Raw genomic sequence first — 18,196 nt, 5'->3', positions numbered from 1 at the left:
TTTTCTTGCTTACAAACTTATTATACGAGGAGGGGTGACAGTGAAAGGAATTCAAAAGATGAACGCCGCTGTCGAAAAAGTATTGAATATAATGGTGGCGGTTTCATTTACCATTTTAATAGCAGCCTGTGTCCTTCAGGTATTTACCCGTTTTGTTTTGAATAATTCCCTGTCATGGACAGAGGAACTGGCGCGCTATGCATTTATCTGGTCTAACCTGCTGGGGGCGGCTATCTGTACGCAAAAGAGTTCCCATGCGACGGTAACGGCGATTACGGACGCCCTTCCGAAAAAGGTGCAGACAGTGTTAAAAATAGCGGTCAACCTTATTATTATTTTAGTCGCATATGTTTTAGTAAGATATGGCTGGAAGGTCGTAATGTCCACGAGGATGCAGCTCAGTCCGGCGCTCCGGATCAGCATGTCGTATGTTTACGCGTCCGCTCCGGTCTGCGGCGTTCTTGTTATATTTTATTCCGCGGTACATCTGGCAGAATCACTGGCAGAACTGGCGGGGAAGGGAGAACGGTTATGATAGGCATAATGTTTTTAATTATGATACTTATGATTTTTGCCGGCGTGCCCGTTGCATTCTCCATCCTTGGCTCCGGGATATTTTTTCTTCTGGAAACCGGCATGAAGCCGCTGACTCTGGTCTGTCAGAGAGCTGTAACGGGGCTGGATTCATTTCCTCTGCTGGCTGTTCCCCTGTTTGTGTTTGTCGGGGATTTGATGGATCGCGGAGGAATATCCAAACGGATGATTAAATGGGCGGAGAGCCTGCTTGGCTGGCTTCCGGGCGGCCTGGGAATCGTGACGATTGTGTCGTGCGCCATATTTGCCGCGCTTACGGGCTCAGGCCCTGCCACGGTGGCGGCTATCGGCAGTATTATGATTCCGTCCCTTGTGAAAAATGGATATCCGATTAAAACGGCGGCCGGTATGGCTGCGGCCGGGGGCGCACTGGGGCCGATTATTCCGCCCAGTATTCCGATGATTATTTACGGGGTAACCATGAGCGTATCCATCCCAAAAATGTTTGTGGCCGGAATTGTGCCGGGGGTAACGCTGATGCTGCTTCTGATTGGAGTCAATGCGGTAATTGCAGTGCGTAATCCGGAAATACTCAAGTATAAGGGAGAAAAATTTTCTTTTCGGGAATTTTTGAAGAATACGTGGTCTGCTCTCGGAGCGCTTCTGCTTCCCATTATTATTCTGGGGGGAATCTACAGCGGCGTCTTTACGCCTACCGAGGCGGCGGCAGTCGGAGTCGTGTATGCGCTTTTCGTGGGGATTTTTGTATACAGAGAAATTAAGATATCAGATCTTCCAAAAGCTCTTGTCAAGTCCATGGAGACGGCGGCAATGGTGGATTTTATTATTGCAGCCGCAAACCTGCTGTCCTGGATTATGTCTGTCACACAGATTTCCAATCAGATAGTAGGCGCCCTGTCGGTATTTATCACAAATAAGTATATTTATCTTCTGGTTTTGATGCTTCTGCTTTTCATAGTAGGAGCGCTGATGGACACAGTGGCGGCGATTATTATTATTGCTCCGGTAATTGTGCCGCTGGGAATTACGCTGGGGCTTGATCCCCTGCACCTGGGTATGATTTTTGTTATCAACCTTGTGATTGGTTATGTCACGCCGCCGTTTGGGTATAATCTGTTTACGGCATGTTCGGTGACAGGACTGAAGTTTAATGATATTGTAAAGGGCGTATGGCCCTTCCTGCTGATTGAGATGGCGGCAGTTATGATATTTGCCTATGTGCCGGTACTGATAACCTGGCTCCCCGGACTACTCGGGTAGCGGGCAGTAGGTCTTTTTCTGAATATGAGGCGGCAGCGTCCTGCCGCCTTGAAATTTTAACCGATATATTCCAGATATTTTTCCAGGGTCAGAGCCGGGGTGAAATTCTCAAGAATTTCCCTGGCTTCTTCCGCCTGATTGGTCAGAAGACGATAGGCAATGAGAGCCATCAGCTTTGCCGGCAGCACGAAAGCTTTCTCGGCGTCGGTCAGGCGGAAATCCTTGCTGTGGAGGGCGCCTTCAAAGCCTCCGAATGTGAAATTGAGCACCGGCATCAGATGGGTCAGATCGCCGACATCAGTGGACGTCATGTTTTCGAGTCCGGGGGTGATGGAGGTCCATTTAACAGAATCACCAAGCAGTCCGGCAGCTTCTGTCATCACCTTGTCGGGGAGTCGTTCGATGACAGGCAGATAACCGGGGACATCCGTGATTTCGACCTCGGCGCCTATGGCGTAGGCAGCGCCCCGGAAAGCGCGATCCGTCTTTTCAGACACTTCGGCAACGGCTTTTAAGTTACCGGCCCGCACCATCATGTCGAGAACCGCCTTGTCGGGAACGACATTGACGGCGGAACCGGCCTCTTTCATGATGGGATGGACGCGGATATAATCTTTTTCCTGGAATGTCTCGCGTATCATACCCAGGGCGCTTAAGGCCAGTGCAGCGGCATTCATCGCATTAACGCCCTCATGAGGGGCTCCGGCGGCGTGGGCCGCTTTGCCGTGGAAAACAGCGGTTTTTCCGATAAAGCCGGTGCAGGCGCTGTTGCCGAGCACGAAATCATAGTCATCAAACGGCAGCATGTGGGCGTGCGTCGTGATGGCCATATCAATATCCTTGAAACAGCCGCGGTAAATCAGCTCCGCCTTTCCGCCTGAGTGGGTGGAGATATTTTTCTCCCTGAGTCCGCAGCGGATATCTTCGCTGAGAAATTCTTCCGAGGGGACAGCGAAAAATGTAGCCTGTCCGTCCAGCTCTGCGGCAACCTCCGGGCAAGTCAGGGCAATCGCGGCGCCCAGCATAGCGGTCATCTGGGCATGGTGGCCGCAGGCATGGCTCATACCGTCCGGTGCGGCCTGAGGATGCGAGGGGCAGAGTATACCGTCCAGTTCGCTTATCAGAGCCACATTGACACCGCCCTCTTTTCCGACGGAGGCGCGCAGTCCCGTCCCGGCCAGTCCGGTCTGAACGTTAAGCCCAAGCTTTTTAAGTTTATCTGCAATGAAGGCGGAGGTGTTCACTTCGGCAAAGCCGCGTTCCGCCCGTGTGTACAATTCATTTCCCATGGCGATCAGTTCTTCACGGTGTTCATCAATCAACTGTATAATTCGTTTTTCTGTCTCATTCATGATTTTCTCTCCTGTATATATTTACATTAAAATAGTTGCAGTTCAGGGCTATTGTTCCGGTCATATGGCGGTTTGGTATGTCAGTCTCCGTTTATAGAAACCTCTCCTGCAATATCCGTATCGAAAATTTTCCGCACTTCGCTTGGATCCTGTGTCTGGCCGAGCGCCCACATCAGTTTGGTCACTGCCGCCTCCGTCGTCATATCGCGGCCCGGGATTACTCCGCACTCCAGCAGGCGGCGTCCCACTTCATAGATAGAAAAGTCGCTGGGCTCATACAGGCACTGGCTGCAGGCTACAACGCTGATGCCGGCCTTTGTGAGCTGTTCCAGCTTCTCAAGCAGATTTCTTCTGAAAAAATGGAGTCCGCCGGCTCCGAAGGCCTCGAGTACGATCCCTTTGTAACCCAGTTTTTGCAGAGCATCAAAAATGGCAGGTTTTGTGTTGGGGATCAGTTTCAGCAGAAAGACATCCGTTGAGATACTGTCTTTCAGGACAGCCGGATGATGTCCTTCTGAGGAGGAAGCACCGGTTCCGGGACGGGAGCCGGGGACTGGTTTTTCCGGTTCATGGTATCTGCGCATTCCGTTGGCAAATACTTCGGCAAGATAAGGGGCATTTACACTTTCAAAAGCCTCAAAGCCAAGCGTTCTCACCTTGACCGCACGGCATCCCAGCATAATGCGCCGGTTGAAGGCGACGCTGACCCCGGCAATCCCGGCATCAATGGCGGCAAAGGCGGCGTAGAGGTTATTTCTGGCATCCGTCAGCATATTATCAATCGGCATCTGCGAACCGGTCAGCACGACGGGAACCTTCAGGTTCTGAAGCATGAAAGAGAGCATGGAAGCTGTATATGCCATGGTATCCGTACCGTGGGTTACGACGATGCCGTCATACTGTTCCAGATTTTCAAAAATATTCCGCGCGATTTTTCTCCATTCTTCCGCCTGGATATTGGAGCTGTCCAGACTTAGCAGCTCGCGGCAGGTAATATCATATCGGTTGGCCAGATCTCCCATATAGGAGAGAAGCTCGTTTGCATCCATTTCCGGTTCGAGGCCGTTGTTACCTTCTTTTGAGGCTATCGTGCCTCCGGTTGTGAATAAAAGTATTTTCTTCATCGCATTTTACCATCCTTTATGTTCACAGGTAGTAGCAGTACAGACAGCATGAACTGTTACGGCATCCGGTTAATTAAATCGCTATGCGATGAGCCGGATGCATGCTGCCACTACCCTTTTGCACGGTCAGCGCAGTGAATGCGCAGACCTGCCTGAACTGTTACCACAAGTATACAGGAAACGCAAATCGCTGGCAAGGGGGTGCGGTGTGTATATGAGTCTTTCGTCACGGGGAAGATTGCCGTGGTTTGGGGCTGCGGGCGAAGATAAAGTCTGCGGATGCCGCCCCAAGGCCAGGTTTTCGCCGGGACGGAAGTCTCAGCCAAAACCTCACCCCACCGGACATGGTCCGTTCCGGACGCGTCCTCCTCCTCACCTGTGAACAGTAACGGCGGATTGACTTTTTTCTAATCCTATATTAAGATGTGGGAAGGAAAGCTGATAGAAAAGAGGAGTGGAAGATGGATTTACGAGTTAAGGTTACGTCTAGGGAGATTTTCCTGTTTTCGCTGCACCACTATTACCATTCAGTACCGGGATTCATAAGTATCGGCTGCACGATACTTGCCCTCGGAGCCGTGGTGGCGACGTGGCCGGCCCAGCCCGGTTTTATGAAAGCCATACTGGCGCTGGCAGTAGTGCTGATTGCCTGCACCCAGCCGTTTGTCCTGTACAGGAAGGCGGGGCGGGAAGCGCTGGATCCTCAGAGATCAAAGGAAACTCATTTTAAAATAGATTATAACGGGCTCAGAGTTCACCAGGGCAGGGATAAAGCCGTGATCCGCTGGAAACAGATTATAAAAGTGGGAAAGGTGTCGGACATCTATGTGCTGTATCTGACGAAAGACAGGGCCTACCTGTTCCCGCAGCGGGTGCTGGAAGGCGGAAAAAAGGAACAGTTCCTGAATCTGCTCAGGGAGTATGTTCCGGCAGAATTGAGGAAGGGAATCTGAGATGACAATAGAGACATTTACACCGGAGGAGACATTTGAACTGGGGGAACAGCTCGGGCAGAAGGCCCGGCCGGGTGAGGTTTACTGCCTGGATGGTGATTTGGGCACGGGGAAAACCGTATTTACCCAGGGCTTTGCCAAAGGACTGGGGATTGAAGGGCCGGTCAGCAGCCCTACCTTTACGATTATCCAGCAATACGATGAAGGGCGGCTTCCGCTCTATCATTTTGATGTCTACAGGATTGGAGACATCAGCGAGATGGATGAAATCGGTTATGAAGACTGTTTTTACGGCGACGGCGTCAGTCTGATTGAATGGTCCAGCCTGATCGGGGAGATTCTGCCGGATCAGCTTACGCAGATACGGATTGAAAAGGATCTGGAAAAGGGATTTGACTACCGTAAAATAACTGTGGAGGAAAGAAAATGAGAATTCTTGGAATAGAAAGTTCATCCCTGGTGGCCTCTGTGGCGATTGTAACGGATGATGTGGTTACGGCGGAATATACGGTCAACCTTAAGAAGACGCATTCCCAGACACTTCTGCCGATGATTGATCAGATGATGGGGTTGCTGGAGATGGAACTTGACACCGTGGATGCCATTGCCGTTTCCGGAGGTCCAGGCTCCTTTACCGGACTTCGCATCGGTTCGGCGACGGGAAAAGGGCTGGGGCTGGCCCTGAATAAACCGCTGATCCACGTTCCAACCATGGATGCCATGGCCTACAACCTTTACGGCGCAAACGCTTTGATCTGCCCGATTATGGATGCAAGGCGCAGCCAGGTATATACGGGACTCTACCGTTTTTTGGATTCTTTCGAAGTGGTGAGGGAGCAGTGGCCGTCGGATATCAGGGATTTGACGCAGGAGCTTAACCGGATGGGAGAAAAAGTTATTTTTCTCGGTGACGGAGTGCCTGTCTGCCGTCATATAATAGAAGAGACAATGAACGTGCCCTTTGAATTTGCCCCGGCTCATGTGAACCGGCAGAGAGGGGCCTCCGTTGCGGCTCTGGGGGCTGTGTACTATGAACAGGGCAGGTTTCAGACGGCTGCGGAGCATAAACCCGACTACTTGAGGAAATCCCAGGCGGAGCGTGAACGCGAGGTGGCGGAACGTCAGGGAGAGATGGATAAGCTGGCGGCCGGAATCGTAGTTGTGGAGAGATAAGGCAGCTTGAATATCAATATTATAACTGGAAGATGGGGACCGTTCATGGCGCCGCTTAGATTAGCCGGTCTGTGAACCGTGCCGGGAAAAGGAGTAAGATGGCAGCGATCCGTTTGATGGAGACGAAGGATCTGCACACCGTGGCAGAACTGGAACAGGAATGCTTTACCGTACCATGGTCTATGACGCTTCTTTCAGATTGTCTGGACAGCCCTTTAGACAAGGTCTGGGTACTGGAAGAAGGCGGTAAAATCGCAGGCTACTGCAACTTCCGCGTGATAGCCGGAGAGGGTGAACTGATGCGGATTGCCGTTCTTCCTGCGGCAAGGGGGAGGGGGTACGGCAGGGATCTGATGGAAATTCTGGCGGAGTATGCCAGGGCAAACCGGGTGGATGAGATAAGCCTGGAGGTAAGAGCTTCCAATGCCGCGGCCATAAGCCTTTATAAATCATACGGTTTTAAGATTGAAGCAGTCAGAAAAAGGTATTATTCAAATCCGGTGGAGGATGCGCTGATTATGTGGCGCCGGGGAGTTGAAATAATTACCACTTAAAATCGTGAATAAACCAGATATAATGTAGGAGTATCCCTGTCGGTGATGCTCCTTTTTTCGCTGTAAGGCGAGCCGGTAAAGACAGGAGAGCGGACGGGAAAGTATGAGGAAAAACAAAAAGGTCCGGGATGGTAACAGTTCATGCTGTCTAAACTGTTGCCCGGGATGGACAACCTGAAAATGGTAACGCAGGATAAGAAGAAAGGCGAGGATATTATGAGGAAGTACAAAGAAAATGGACAGTTGGACGCAGTCTGCTGTAACATGTGCGGAAAAAAGATGGTCGTAAAAGAAGGAATCCTGAGGGAAGGGGCTGCCCGTTTTGATTACGTCTGGGATTACTTTTCAGAGAAGGACGGAGAAGTGCATCATTTTGATCTGTGTGAAGAATGTTATGACAGAATGACGGCAGAATTCTGTATTCCGGTGGATGTGGAAGAACAGATAGAATTATTATAAATTAGGCGGTGAGGACGCTGCCGGGACGGCTGGCGGACGGGGTGGTTAAATGTGTATATGAGTCTTTCGTCCCGGTGGGAAGATTGTCGTGGGTTGGAGAAGGATGCGTTTGATTTTCATAATAGTTCCTAATCGATTGAGCGGAAGGAAGGCCGGAAGAACAGTACCGGATTTACTTCCGCTCAATTTTGTGAATTGGCCCTGGGAGTCCGCCGGTGCTTAGCGAGGTTCCTTGAGCTTTTAGCACTGATGCGCACTCCAAAGAGTGCAAACGGTCTCCGCAGGAATTCATTCCGGCCGGATTCCCCCTCACGACAGTCTAAAACCCGGGGACTGAAGACTCAGCCACACCACTCCCGCCACACCGGACATGGTCCGCTCCGGACGTGTCCCCCCAACCTCCGTTAAATACTTGCAACTATGCTTCCTTTTATGGTATGATTTGGAGGAACTATTTTCAGAAAGAGACAGAAAAGAGGAATATACATGTTAGACGTTTGTCTGCTTGGAACAGGGGGAATGATGCCGCTGCCATACAGGTGGCTGACATCGCTGATGACCCGCTGCGACGGAAGCAATTTATTAATAGACTGCGGAGAAGGTACGCAGGTAGCGCTGAAGGAAAAGGGATGGAGTCCGAAGCCTGTGGATGTGATATGTTTTACCCATTACCATGCGGATCATATCAGCGGCCTGCCGGGACTTCTGCTGACCATGGGCAATGCTGAGAGAACGGAGCCGGTGATTATGATTGGGCCGAAGGGCCTTGAAAGAGTGGTGGGAGCGCTTCGGACGATTGCGCCGGAGCTGCCTTTTCCCCTCCGTTTTATAGAACTGTCGGAGCCGAGAGAGCAGTTTCAGATCGGACCTTACGTAATAGATGCCTATAAGGTGAACCACAACGTAACGTGTTATGGATATTCGATTTCCATTCCGAGAAAAGGCAGATTTGACGTGGAGCGGGCCAGGCAGCAGCAGATCCCCCAGAAATACTGGAACAGACTCCAGAAGGGGGAGACGGTGCAGGACGGAGAGAGGACGCTGACTCCGGATATGGTTCTGGGCCCTGCGAGGAAGGGAATCCGTGTCACCTACTGTACCGACACAAGGCCGGTTCCGGTCATTGCCGAATATGCAAAAGAGGCGGATCTTTTTATCTGTGAGGGGATGTACGGCGAGGACGGAAAGGAGTCCAAAGCCAGAGAATATAAGCACATGACCATGTATGAGGCGGCCAGCCTGGCCAGGACGGCCAAGCCTGCACAGATGTGGCTGACTCACTACAGCCCGTCCCTTAACAGACCGGAAGAATATATGGACAAGGTCAGAGAGATATTCCCTGAGGCGAAGGCAGCAAAGGACGGCTGGACGGCGGAACTGGGATTTGAGGAAGATTAGGAATCGGGAGGACGTCATGAAGAAACATACAGCAGACGGGGACGTTTATATTCTGGCGATTGAAAGCTCCTGCGATGAGACTGCGGCTGCCGTAGTTAAGAACGGCCGGCAGGTGCTTTCGAATGTTATATCGTCACAGATTGCCCTTCATACACTTTATGGAGGGGTAGTACCGGAGATTGCTTCCAGAAAGCATATTGAGAAGATAAACCAGGTCATTGAGAGTGCGTTAAAAGAGGCGGATATGACCCTGGAAGAGATTACGGCAATTGCCGTCACCTATGGCCCGGGGCTTGTAGGAGCTCTTTTAGTGGGAGTGGCCGAGGCAAAAGCGCTGGCGTATGCGGCCGGAAAACCGCTGGTGGGCGTACACCATATAGAGGGCCACGTATCGGCCAATTTTATAGAAAATGAAGATTTAGAGCCTCCTTTTGTGTGCCTGATTGTATCGGGGGGACATACCCACCTGGTGATCGTGAAGGATTACGGGGAGTTTGAGATAATCGGAAGGACGAGGGACGATGCCGCCGGCGAGGCGTTTGACAAGGTGGCGAGGGCTGTCGGACTGGGATATCCGGGAGGCCCCAAGGTTGATAAGGCCGCGCAGGGCGGGAATAAACATGCAATAGAATTTCCAAGGGCAAAAGTCGGGGACAATCCTTATGACTTCAGCTTCAGCGGCCTGAAATCAGCGGTTCTCAATTACATTAACCATGCAAAGATGACAGGAGAAGAGATTGTGGTTCCTGATTTGGCCGCATCCTTTCAGAATGCCGTGGTGGAGGTGCTGGTTACAAGGACGGTTTTGGCGGCAAAAGAATATGGTTACGACAAGGTGGCAATCGCAGGAGGAGTTGCATCCAATACGGCTCTCCGTGAGGGGATGAAGGAGGCATGCCAAAAGGCAGGGCTTAAGTTCTATTATCCGTCACCGGTTTACTGTACGGATAATGCCGCAATGATTGGCGTGGCGGCCTACTATGAATATATAGGCGGTTCCAGGGCAGGATGGGATCTCAATGCGGTGCCGAACCTGAAATTGGGAGAACGGTGATGGCGGATAGAGAAGGCAAAAGAACGGCGGCCATAGTGCTGGCGGCAGGGAAAGGAAAGCGGATGAACAGCGGCATCCGGAAGCAGTATATGCTTTTGGACGGCAGACCGCTTGTCTATTATTCGCTGAAGCAATTTGAACAAAGCGCGGTCAGCGATATTATTCTTGTTACAGGAGAGGACGAGAGGGAATTTTGCCGGAAAGAGATCGTGGAGCGGTATGGAATCGGTAAGGTTATGGCTGTGGTCTCCGGCGGTAAAGAGCGCTATCACTCTGTTTATGAGGGACTCAAATACCTGGGAAGCCGGGGCGGCTACGGTCAGGAGGATTATGTCATGATCCATGATGGAGCCAGGCCGTTTGCAGATGGGGAAATAATCGGCCGTGTGATGGAAGATGCCGTTCTTTACGGAGCCTGTGCGGCCGGAATGCCGTCCAAGGATACGGTGAAGCTGTCCGATGACGACGGATTTGCAAAAATGACGCCGGATCGGAACAAGGTCTGGATGATTCAGACCCCCCAGGGATTTTCCTATCCCCTGCTCATGGAAGCCTATGATAAGATGATGAGCTTTGAGGAATACCAGGAAGGCGTTACCGACGACGCCATGGTGGTGGAGTCGATGACAAACGTAAAGGTGAGGCTGACAAAAGGATCTTACCGGAATATTAAGGTGACAACGCCGGAGGACATGTTTGTGGCGGAGGCGTTTCTGAAATAAAATAGGCAGTACGGACAGAGCAGGGACTTCGGTTGCTGCTCTTTTTCATTTAACAGGAAAGTTCTCCTGTTAAATGAAAACCGCTCCGCAGAGGATCGCAGCTCTAAATAGGGCTTGTTCACTAAGCATGTTACATTCGCTAAGTGAGCCAATGCCTGCGGCGGCAGGGAATCATGCCGCCGAAACTTATTTCTTCTGGAACTGCTTCAGGAAGAACTCGGTAAACGCCTTTACCTCCTCATCCTGGGAAACATAAACATACAGCTTTTCGTCCTCCAGCCAGTCACAGACTTCGATACCGATATAGCTTTTTCTGTCCGGGTAAATGATAAAAGCGTTGGTGGGGAACTTATTCTGATATGCTTTCAGTATTTCGCTCCGCTGGTAGAATGCGGCATCACCGCAGCCGGACAAATCGGGAACAGTAGGAACGACAACGATAGTTTGGCTGCTTTCATTCCAGCCTACGATCAGATTGCCGATTTTCGTTTTGCTGCCGTGGACAATGCCGTAATTAAAACGGCTCACATCTTCCGTGAAGCCAAAAAGTATTTTGTAGTCCTCTCCGTTTTCTACCGCTTGATTGAACAAGGCGCGCATTTTCTTACGGTTGGCATCACTTTTTGCCATGTCCACCTGGGGCCCCTTGAACAGATTTCCGAATAATCCCATGATTTAATTCCTCCTATGCTAATACTTTACAGTTACTTTGCAACTTTTGATTAAAGCGCAGAAATACTTCAGATTGGCCGAATGTCTGACGCCTCTGGAACCGTGACCGTAAGCGTCATTTAATTACGATTGCGTAAATGAAAGTATTTAAATGGATTATACTGGAATTCTTTAAGAAAAGCAAGCCTGTCCATAAAGAAAACAGCGCATCGGTTCATACGATGCGCTGCCGCTAGTCACTGCTGTCCGCCAGCGAGGCCAGATATCTGGAAAGGGCGGTGGCCTGGGCCCGGGCCGTCCGTTCTAATTCCTCCGGGAAGAAAAATGGGAGCGATCGGGCCGCCGAGTTGTAGATCAGAACCACCGAGAGGATTAGATTGCCTAATTCTTTGGGCGTACATTTTTCTTCCGGTATGTGCCAGAGGGAGAGAAGCTCTCCGTAAAAAGCCGCCTGTCCTTTTTGGAACGCCTCAAGCTCCTCAGGGGTCAGATGTTTGCTGACAAGCACCTCCTCTTCCTGGGTCATGACAAAAAAGTGGTGCTGGCGGCTGTCAATCATCATTTTCAGAAAATGGTTGATCCGATCCTCCACGGGAGCGTCCCGTTTGGCAATATCATCCCGTACCGTCTCAAGCAGCAGGGAAATTTCATAGTCGATGATGTGAAGAACCAGCTCTGCCAGAGAAGCGTAATAGTTCCCATAAAAGAACGGCTTTGAAATTCCCACTGCCTGAAGAATGTCCTGGAGCTTTGTCCCTTTCAGCCCCCTCTGGGACAGCATTTCCAGCCCTACGGACAATAAATCCTGCCCTACCTGTTTCCGTTCCTGCTCTGAATATGCCTTTTTTGACATGGGCGTGCCTCCGTTTCTGCCGATATACAAACAGTTTACCACAGATGCGGGTGAATTGTCATGGTTTGACACAAAAGAAGAAAAAAGCTTTACAAATGTTTTACCAGTCTATGATATTACGTTTTACACGAATATTATAAAATTAAGAAATCAGAATTAACGAATTGAATAACTGAGGAATGGAGAAAACACAAATGAGAAAGAACATACTTAGAAAAACAGCGGCTCTGTTTACCTGTATCGCAGCGGCAGCATCCTTAACAGCCTGCCGGTCCGGCAGCACTTCGGCGGATTCCGCTCCGACAGCGGCCGCCGAAACGGTTGCCGATACGGCAGAAAATACGGAGGAGGCGTTAACCGGTGCAAATGACGGTTCCCAGGAGGGCAGGGTAACTCAGACAAAGCCTCTGGTGGTGTATCTGAATGATTTTGACGCTGTAATTCCGGAAATGTTCAAGGAGGCCACCGGCTATGATGTGGAAGTGGTATCAGGCAACGGCGCCGAGACAATGTCGCGGATTGCCGCGGAAGCCGGGAATCCCCAGTGGGATGTGGTTTGGATTGACTCCATGTATGACGTATATAACCTGGCCGGTGAGGGACAGCTTCTGACAGACTGGGAACCGGAGAATGCCGCCAATCTGACGGAGTTTTCAAGGAACCTGGTTCCGGATAATAAATGCTTTTATCCGACCGGTATCCATGCGGCAGGCGTGCTTGTATACCGCACCGATGTATTTACAGAAGCAGACGCTCCAAAAACCTTTGCGGATCTGACAGATGAAAAGTACAGCGGAAAAGTCGGCATGGCGGATCCCGGCGTTGCGGCCCCGGCCTACCCTCTGGCAGCTTATTTTATGGACAGCCTGGGACTTGAGGGAGGAAAAGAATACTTCCAGACGATGTTTTCCCAGGGGCTAAAGGTATTCCCTAAAAATCCGCAGGTCGTGCAGGCCCTTGCAAGCGGTGAGATTTCCGTGGCTCTGCTCCAGGAGACGAATGCCTATGATATGAAGGAAAGCGGCGAACCGATTTCGATTATCTGGCCGGAAGAAGGAGCGCCTGGTTCCACCCGTGTGGCGGCCATCAGCGCCGTTACGGAACAGGAGGAGATTGCTAAAGCATTTGTAAATTTCCTGCTGGATGCCGATACACAGCAGAAACTCGTTGACATGGGGGACGAAGGCTACTTTGAGCCGTCTGTAGAGGGCGTGGCTCTGAAGCCGGAACGTGACGCAAACGCCAGGATGGCTGTGGCTGATATAGAATTCGGCGCAGAAAATGAGGCTGACATCAAGGCCTGGTTTGCAGACATGTCGGCACAGTAAGAGCGGGGGAAAAATGAAAAGTAAGGATAATGCAGCGGGCTTTGGCATCCTTGCAATCCTGATTCTATTAGTACTGCTGCCGTTGGCGGCGGTACTATTTCAGGTTGTATGCCCGGGTCTGCAGATAGAAAAATTTGATCCGTCTAATTTAAAGCTGGTTCTGGATGTGTTTGTCCGCCCTCTGTGGAAAAAGGCATTTTTCAATTCCTTTTTCCTGAGTATCGGAACAACGGTAATTGGCCTGCTTCTGGCGGCGTTTCTTGCACATGTCAGAGTCAGATACAGCTTTTTCGGGGCGCGGTTTCTGGATATTGTAAGCTGGATTCTCATGATAGTGCCCTCCTTTATTCTGGCCCAGGGCTGGGTTTATTTTGCTTCAGGCAACGGGATTGCGAGTGCCTGGCTGGGGATTGAAGGAGTCGGCGGCTTTGTGTTCAGCTATTGGGGGCTGGTCTGCGTCATGGTGTTATGCAAATATCCCCTTGCCTATGTCACGATAAAAACTGCCATGGAATGGTATCCGTCCAGGCTGGTACACGCGGCCAGGATGAATGGGGCCAGTCCCTTTCGGGCGTGGCTTACTGTCCAGCTGCCGCTCTGTATTCCGGCATACTGTTCGGCGGCCATGCTGATTTTTATGGATACGGTAGGCGACTATGGAATGTCGTCAACGATTACGGCTGTGTATTCGTTTCCGACCCTGCCTTATACGATTTACAGCGCTATCTGTTCTTCTCCGGTCCGTTTTGATATGGCCGGGGTCCTTTCGTTCTATCTGATGATTATGATCATGATTGCAATGATTATCCAGTACGCCGCTATGGGGAAACGAAAATTTGACTTTCTGGACAACGGGACGGAGCAGGTAACGCCCCAGCGTATCGGACGTATCAAATCGACGGCGCTCTCGGCAGTGACCTTCTGCTTCTGTCTGGCGGCTCTGGGGATTCCGGTTGGCTCCAATCTGATTATGTCGTTTTCAAGCTCGGTAAGTATCCAGCGGTTCCGGTTTACTCTGGATAATTATGCAAAAGTATTTCAAACGGGCAGTCAGCTTCTGACCGGCGTAAAGCACTCTTTAAGCCTGGCCGGGGTAGCGGCTGCCATCGGTATTATAATCGGTTTTTGTGTTGCCTATGTGCTGACTTATTCTCTGTTTAAATTAAAAAAGGTTATCGATATGATGACACTGATAGCAATGGCGGTTCCGGGAGTCGTGCTGGGTATTGGTTACATATTTGTCTGGAACCAGAAATGGCTGACGCCTTTGGGCCTGCATCTGTATGGAAAACCGTCTATTCTCGTTTTGGCCAGCGTGGCGGCGGCCATTCCGCTGATTAACCGTGTTCTGGTCGGAGGGATGGCGAAGGTGCCGAAAAGCCTGCTGATCGCGGCCCAGGTGCAGGGAGCCGGATTTGGAAGAAGAATGCGCACGGTTTTGCTTCCGCTTCTGCACGGCAGCGTAGTGTCGGCCGTTTTGGCCGCATTTGGCGGAAGCGTATTCAACCTGGCCATTACTACGATTTTATATCCGCCGAACTACAGCACTCTGCCTGTTTACATCAGCGATTCATACAATGATTTGAAGTTCGGGTACGCGGCTGCCGCAACCATTGTGGGCGCTGCATTTATTATAGGGATTATGCTGATTTTGGAATACTTGATGAATCTTTCGAGGTCAGGTACCAACCGTCCGGCCTGTGCCGCCCGCAGTCCGCGCCGGAACTGCGCCGCAGAAACAGGCCGTGGCGACCGCTTCGCAGGTGATTCGCAGACACGTCCCTGACCCCGGCAAAGGTACGCTGCATGGAAATTTCATGCCGGGCAATATCAGAAAAAACGAGGAACAGAAATGGATAAAATATTGGAGATAAACGATGTAAGAAAGTTCTTTGGCAGAAAAGAAATCCTCAGGGGAATCAATTTTTCCGTTGAGGAGGGCGAAATTATCAGCGTATTGGGGCCTTCCGGGTGCGGGAAATCGACGCTGCTGAATATTATAGCGGGAATTCTGCCCCTGGATGGAGGAACTGTTGCCATTCACGGGCAGCAGGTATCGGCGGCTGGCAAAATGGTTGCCATACAGGACCGCAGCATTAATATGGTTTTTCAGGATTTTGCCCTCTGGCCTCATATGAAAGCAAGGGAAAATATTCTGTACGGGCTGAAGGTGAAAAAACTGGGAAAAGAGGAAATGGAGAGCCGTCTTAATGAGGTGGTATCCCTGCTTCATCTGGAAGGACTGCTGGAGCAGTACCCGTCGGAGCTGTCCGGCGGGCAGCAGCAGAGAGTGGCAATTGCCAGGGCGCTAATTACGAAACCGGCGATTGTTCTTCTGGATGAACCGCTGTGTAATCTGGATATTCAACTGCGGATTGAGATGCGCACAGAGATGGCACAGTTGTTCCATTCCCTGAAGACGACGGTATTTCATGTAACTCATGACCCGTCCGAGGCATTTGCCATGGCGGATCGGATTATTGTAATGAATAACGGCATGATTGATCAGATGGATACGCCGTTTGCCTGTTATCTGCAGCCGGGGACAAGCATGGTTGCAGGACTTCTGGGAGCAGGTAACTGCCTGATGAAAGCCCTAATCACTTCCGGCTCAGATGAGTTCTGTCAGGTATCCCTGGGAGGAAAAAAATTGACGGGGCTGTATTTTAAACCCACCGGCAAAGCGGGAACGGAGGACGGAACACAGGTTCCGTTCCGGGCCGAACTGCGGTTTAGGCCGGAAGAATGCGGATGGCAGGAGACGGAGGGAGAGAATACAATCCCGGTCACTGTGGTGATGTCCACCTTTGAGGGAGGCGTTTACCGTATTAAGGTAATGACTGTGGAGGGAGAGGGCTTCTGCCTGCTCCATCAGGACTTTCTGGAAGAGGGCAAGACGGGATATGCCTGCATAGCCAAAGAGAGGCTGTATATCTATGAGAAGAATTAGTATAAAGGGCGGTTACGGAGAACACGGCCGGAGCTGTTTTATGGTAGAATATGGGACGGAAGGGCGCTGTTATATCGTGGACTGCGGAATCATGGATACCGATCCGGTTCCGTGGCCTGCTGTCACCCCCGAGGAACTGGCTCAGGCAGATTTTCTTTTTCTCACGCACTGTCATAAAGATCATGCGGGAGCATTCGGCTATTTTGCGGAACAGGGATTCCGCGGATGGCTTGTGACATCGCAGGTAACGCTGCGCTTGTCGGGAATCGCTTATAATAAGATACTCATACTGGACGAGACGGAGGATAACCGGGAAGGTGAAGGGAAGAGTCTTGCAGATACCGGATATAAGACGGTCCGGGTTAACTATGGAAGGAGCGGGCATTGTCCGGGCGGACTGTGGTTTCTGATAAAAGATGAGCTGGGAGCTTGTTTTTTCAGCGGAGATTATCAGGAGGATACCGTTTTTTATCTCTGCGACCCGGTCAGAAACAGGGAGGCGCAGCTGGCAATCATTGACTGCGCCCATGAAAGCACCGGACTTGGGGCAAAAAAACTGCGCCAGGCATTAATCAGGAGAGTCCGTGAAAAGCTTGAGACAGGGAGAAGAGTGATATTGCCTGTCCCGCTGTATGGGAGGGGGTTAGAACTTCTGTATTTATTAAAGAGTGAATTGCCTTATGCCGTAATACGCGTGGATGAAACTTTTATGAAGTGTGCAAATGAAACGCTCGGAGATATTTGGTGGTATAAAAAAGAATCCCTCGATATGCTCAGGGATATAACGCAGCAGCAAATCTGCCGGAAAGAGGCGGAGAGTGGATTTGATATCCTGCTGATTGCAGATACACATCTGAAAAACGAAAAAAATGAAGCAGACGTGCAGGCCATGGTTTCTGAGGGGGACGTTGTTCTGGTTACCGGACGGGTAAGAGAGGGCGGCGCTGTGCAGAGACTTCTAAATGAGGGGAAAGCCGAAAAGTACATGTTTCCCCATCACCAGAGCAGGGGAGACTTTGAACGGATTATAAAAGGTAATTCATTTGGAACCATACTTCCATTTCACAACGGCGTCTGTGAATTGGTGGTAAGCGGTAATTCATAGACGGTCAATATGGACAGGATACAAATCAGCCAAAGGTATTCCGGCACGTTTCCAAAAGGCGGCAGGCGCACAGCGCAGGCCGCCTTTTGGCTGCCTGCGGCCGCTTGAATTAACAGTAAATTTGAGACGGGCGAATCCTGCTGTAGAAGGCAGAAAATAAAAAATGAAAAAAATTGAAAAAAGTAGTTGACACTTGGCGAAAGACATGATAAGATTATCGACGTTGCTGCTGAGACAGCAAGCGACAAAGCCCTGATAAACAACCGTTTTCGGAGGCTGCCGAGATATATTTTATCAAATGCTTGAATTAAATCAAAAAAAGATAAAATTCAAAAAAAGATAAAAAAGTGCTTGACAAAACGAACTGCCTGATGTAAAATATGAAAGCACGTTTGGAGAGATATCGAAGTGGTCATAACGAGGCGGTCTTGAAAACCGTTTGTCCGAAAGGGCGCGTGGGTTCGAATCCCACTCTCTCCGTTTGAGAAATATAATGCACAGCTTCATATATAAATAAGAAATCAACCGGCAGAAGTACCCAAGAGGTTGAAGGGGCTCCCCTGGAAAGGGAGTAGGTCGTTAGTAGCGGCGCGAGGGTTCAAATCCCTCCTTCTGCGTGAGCATCACCGGACAAGCTTTAGATGGAGATGCAAAGAACCTTGAAAACTGAACAGTATGTAAAAC

The 18,196-nt window shown here is 50.5% G+C and carries 18 protein-coding genes and 2 tRNA genes; 16 read left to right on the top strand and 4 right to left on the bottom strand.

The window, feature by feature from the left end; all coding sequences use genetic code 11:
- Nucleotides 1-40 precede the first annotated feature (40 nt).
- Together CLOSYM_RS21140 and CLOSYM_RS21135 are read left to right on the top strand one after the other, a co-directional pair.
- Complete coding sequence (locus tag CLOSYM_RS21140) at nucleotides 41-535, top strand: TRAP transporter small permease (protein ID WP_003502920.1); 495 nt, start codon at nucleotides 41-43, stop codon at nucleotides 533-535.
- Nucleotides 532-1,815 (top strand): TRAP transporter large permease, encoded by a 1,284-nt coding sequence (locus CLOSYM_RS21135; protein ID WP_003502921.1) that lies wholly within the window; start codon nucleotides 532-534, stop codon nucleotides 1,813-1,815. Before CLOSYM_RS21140 ends, CLOSYM_RS21135 begins: the two co-directional genes overlap by 4 nt.
- A 56-nt stretch (nucleotides 1,816-1,871) precedes the next feature.
- Here the strand turns inward: CLOSYM_RS21135 and CLOSYM_RS21130 are convergent, their stop codons facing one another.
- Both CLOSYM_RS21130 and CLOSYM_RS21125 read right to left on the bottom strand, forming a co-directional pair.
- Nucleotides 1,872-3,167, bottom strand: coding sequence for an amidohydrolase (locus CLOSYM_RS21130; RefSeq protein WP_021643749.1), 1,296 nt, complete (start codon nucleotides 3,165-3,167; stop codon nucleotides 1,872-1,874).
- A gap of 80 nt (nucleotides 3,168-3,247) precedes the next feature.
- Nucleotides 3,248-4,291 (bottom strand): asparaginase, encoded by a 1,044-nt coding sequence (locus CLOSYM_RS21125; RefSeq protein WP_003502932.1) that lies wholly within the window; start codon nucleotides 4,289-4,291, stop codon nucleotides 3,248-3,250.
- Nucleotides 4,292-4,752: 461 nt separating this feature from the next.
- Between CLOSYM_RS21125 and CLOSYM_RS21120 the strand changes: the two genes are divergently transcribed.
- The 8 genes from CLOSYM_RS21120 to ispD all read left to right on the top strand — a co-directional run bounded on the left by CLOSYM_RS21120 (nucleotide 4,753) and on the right by ispD (nucleotide 10,604).
- Nucleotides 4,753-5,244, top strand: coding sequence for a YcxB family protein (locus tag CLOSYM_RS21120; protein WP_003502935.1), 492 nt, complete (start codon nucleotides 4,753-4,755; stop codon nucleotides 5,242-5,244).
- Nucleotide 5,245: 1 nt separating this feature from the next.
- Entirely contained in the window at nucleotides 5,246-5,674 is a 429-nt protein-coding gene (tsaE, locus tag CLOSYM_RS21115) for a tRNA (adenosine(37)-N6)-threonylcarbamoyltransferase complex ATPase subunit type 1 TsaE (RefSeq protein WP_003502937.1), read from the top strand.
- The gene (gene tsaB / locus CLOSYM_RS21110; RefSeq protein WP_021643747.1) at nucleotides 5,671-6,417 is read left to right on the top strand and encodes a tRNA (adenosine(37)-N6)-threonylcarbamoyltransferase complex dimerization subunit type 1 TsaB; all 747 of its coding nucleotides are present in this window, start codon (nucleotides 5,671-5,673) and stop codon (nucleotides 6,415-6,417) included. The genes tsaE and tsaB overlap by 4 nt, the downstream gene beginning before the upstream one ends.
- A 98-nt stretch (nucleotides 6,418-6,515) precedes the next feature.
- Entirely contained in the window at nucleotides 6,516-6,971 is a 456-nt protein-coding gene (gene rimI, locus CLOSYM_RS21105) for a ribosomal protein S18-alanine N-acetyltransferase (RefSeq protein WP_003502942.1), read from the top strand.
- Between the two features lie 216 nt (nucleotides 6,972-7,187).
- A complete protein-coding gene (locus CLOSYM_RS21100) occupies nucleotides 7,188-7,430 on the top strand; it encodes a hypothetical protein (RefSeq protein ID WP_024739808.1) in 243 nt (80 codons plus the stop codon).
- A gap of 486 nt (nucleotides 7,431-7,916) precedes the next feature.
- The gene (locus CLOSYM_RS21095; protein ID WP_003502945.1) at nucleotides 7,917-8,828 is read left to right on the top strand and encodes a ribonuclease Z; all 912 of its coding nucleotides are present in this window, start codon (nucleotides 7,917-7,919) and stop codon (nucleotides 8,826-8,828) included.
- A gap of 16 nt (nucleotides 8,829-8,844) precedes the next feature.
- The gene (gene tsaD / locus CLOSYM_RS21090; protein ID WP_003502947.1) at nucleotides 8,845-9,882 is read left to right on the top strand and encodes a tRNA (adenosine(37)-N6)-threonylcarbamoyltransferase complex transferase subunit TsaD; all 1,038 of its coding nucleotides are present in this window, start codon (nucleotides 8,845-8,847) and stop codon (nucleotides 9,880-9,882) included.
- On the top strand, nucleotides 9,882-10,604 hold the full coding sequence (gene ispD, locus CLOSYM_RS21085) for a 2-C-methyl-D-erythritol 4-phosphate cytidylyltransferase (RefSeq protein WP_021643743.1): 723 nt from the start codon (nucleotides 9,882-9,884) through the stop codon (nucleotides 10,602-10,604). The genes tsaD and ispD overlap by 1 nt, the downstream gene beginning before the upstream one ends.
- 186 nt (nucleotides 10,605-10,790) lie before the next feature.
- Here the strand turns inward: ispD and CLOSYM_RS21080 are convergent, their stop codons facing one another.
- Entirely contained in the window at nucleotides 10,791-11,276 is a 486-nt protein-coding gene (locus tag CLOSYM_RS21080; RefSeq protein WP_003510989.1) for a hypothetical protein, read from the bottom strand.
- A gap of 232 nt (nucleotides 11,277-11,508) precedes the next feature.
- A complete protein-coding gene (locus CLOSYM_RS21075) occupies nucleotides 11,509-12,129 on the bottom strand; it encodes a TetR/AcrR family transcriptional regulator (RefSeq protein ID WP_003510987.1) in 621 nt (206 codons plus the stop codon).
- Between the two features lie 194 nt (nucleotides 12,130-12,323).
- Between CLOSYM_RS21075 and CLOSYM_RS21070 the strand changes: the two genes are divergently transcribed.
- The 6 genes from CLOSYM_RS21070 (at nucleotide 12,324) to CLOSYM_RS21045 (ending at nucleotide 18,129) form a co-directional block, all read left to right on the top strand.
- Nucleotides 12,324-13,457 (top strand): extracellular solute-binding protein, encoded by a 1,134-nt coding sequence (locus CLOSYM_RS21070; protein ID WP_044903086.1) that lies wholly within the window; start codon nucleotides 12,324-12,326, stop codon nucleotides 13,455-13,457.
- A gap of 13 nt (nucleotides 13,458-13,470) precedes the next feature.
- Complete coding sequence (locus CLOSYM_RS21065; RefSeq protein WP_021643740.1) at nucleotides 13,471-15,243, top strand: ABC transporter permease; 1,773 nt, start codon at nucleotides 13,471-13,473, stop codon at nucleotides 15,241-15,243.
- A 66-nt stretch (nucleotides 15,244-15,309) separates the two neighbouring features.
- On the top strand, nucleotides 15,310-16,407 hold the full coding sequence (locus tag CLOSYM_RS21060; RefSeq protein ID WP_021643739.1) for an ABC transporter ATP-binding protein: 1,098 nt from the start codon (nucleotides 15,310-15,312) through the stop codon (nucleotides 16,405-16,407).
- Complete coding sequence (locus CLOSYM_RS21055) at nucleotides 16,394-17,512, top strand: MBL fold metallo-hydrolase (RefSeq protein ID WP_021643738.1); 1,119 nt, start codon at nucleotides 16,394-16,396, stop codon at nucleotides 17,510-17,512. Before CLOSYM_RS21060 ends, CLOSYM_RS21055 begins: the two co-directional genes overlap by 14 nt.
- A gap of 394 nt (nucleotides 17,513-17,906) precedes the next feature.
- Nucleotides 17,907-17,992 (top strand) — tRNA-Ser (locus CLOSYM_RS21050).
- 48 nt (nucleotides 17,993-18,040) lie between these two features.
- Nucleotides 18,041-18,129, top strand: a tRNA-Ser gene (locus CLOSYM_RS21045).
- The last annotated feature ends 67 nt before the right edge of the window (nucleotides 18,130-18,196 follow it).

It is taken from the genome of [Clostridium] symbiosum ATCC 14940, assembly GCF_000466485.1.
Lineage (GTDB): Bacteria > Bacillota > Clostridia > Lachnospirales > Lachnospiraceae > Otoolea > Otoolea symbiosa.
Note: the sequence above shows the minus strand (reverse complement) of the source record. Positions and strands in the feature narration are given on the sequence as shown.

Coding starts and splice junctions, on each gene's coding strand:
- CLOSYM_RS21100 (WP_024739808.1), top strand. CDS start 7,188: ATGAGGAAGTACAAAGAAAATGGACAGTTGGACGCAGTCTGCTGTAAC.
- CLOSYM_RS21070 (WP_044903086.1), top strand. CDS start 12,324: ATGAGAAAGAACATACTTAGAAAAACAGCGGCTCTGTTTACCTGTATC.
- rimI (WP_003502942.1), top strand. CDS start 6,516: ATGGCAGCGATCCGTTTGATGGAGACGAAGGATCTGCACACCGTGGCA.
- CLOSYM_RS21065 (WP_021643740.1), top strand. CDS start 13,471: ATGAAAAGTAAGGATAATGCAGCGGGCTTTGGCATCCTTGCAATCCTG.
- tsaB (WP_021643747.1), top strand. CDS start 5,671: ATGAGAATTCTTGGAATAGAAAGTTCATCCCTGGTGGCCTCTGTGGCG.
- CLOSYM_RS21055 (WP_021643738.1), top strand. CDS start 16,394: ATGAGAAGAATTAGTATAAAGGGCGGTTACGGAGAACACGGCCGGAGC.
- CLOSYM_RS21080 (WP_003510989.1), bottom strand. CDS start 11,276: ATGGGATTATTCGGAAATCTGTTCAAGGGGCCCCAGGTGGACATGGCA.
- tsaE (WP_003502937.1), top strand. CDS start 5,246: ATGACAATAGAGACATTTACACCGGAGGAGACATTTGAACTGGGGGAA.
- CLOSYM_RS21075 (WP_003510987.1), bottom strand. CDS start 12,129: ATGTCAAAAAAGGCATATTCAGAGCAGGAACGGAAACAGGTAGGGCAG.
- CLOSYM_RS21135 (WP_003502921.1), top strand. CDS start 532: ATGATAGGCATAATGTTTTTAATTATGATACTTATGATTTTTGCCGGC.
- CLOSYM_RS21125 (WP_003502932.1), bottom strand. CDS start 4,291: ATGAAGAAAATACTTTTATTCACAACCGGAGGCACGATAGCCTCAAAA.
- tsaD (WP_003502947.1), top strand. CDS start 8,845: ATGAAGAAACATACAGCAGACGGGGACGTTTATATTCTGGCGATTGAA.
- ispD (WP_021643743.1), top strand. CDS start 9,882: ATGGCGGATAGAGAAGGCAAAAGAACGGCGGCCATAGTGCTGGCGGCA.
- CLOSYM_RS21095 (WP_003502945.1), top strand. CDS start 7,917: ATGTTAGACGTTTGTCTGCTTGGAACAGGGGGAATGATGCCGCTGCCA.
- CLOSYM_RS21060 (WP_021643739.1), top strand. CDS start 15,310: ATGGATAAAATATTGGAGATAAACGATGTAAGAAAGTTCTTTGGCAGA.
- CLOSYM_RS21120 (WP_003502935.1), top strand. CDS start 4,753: ATGGATTTACGAGTTAAGGTTACGTCTAGGGAGATTTTCCTGTTTTCG.
- CLOSYM_RS21130 (WP_021643749.1), bottom strand. CDS start 3,167: ATGAATGAGACAGAAAAACGAATTATACAGTTGATTGATGAACACCGT.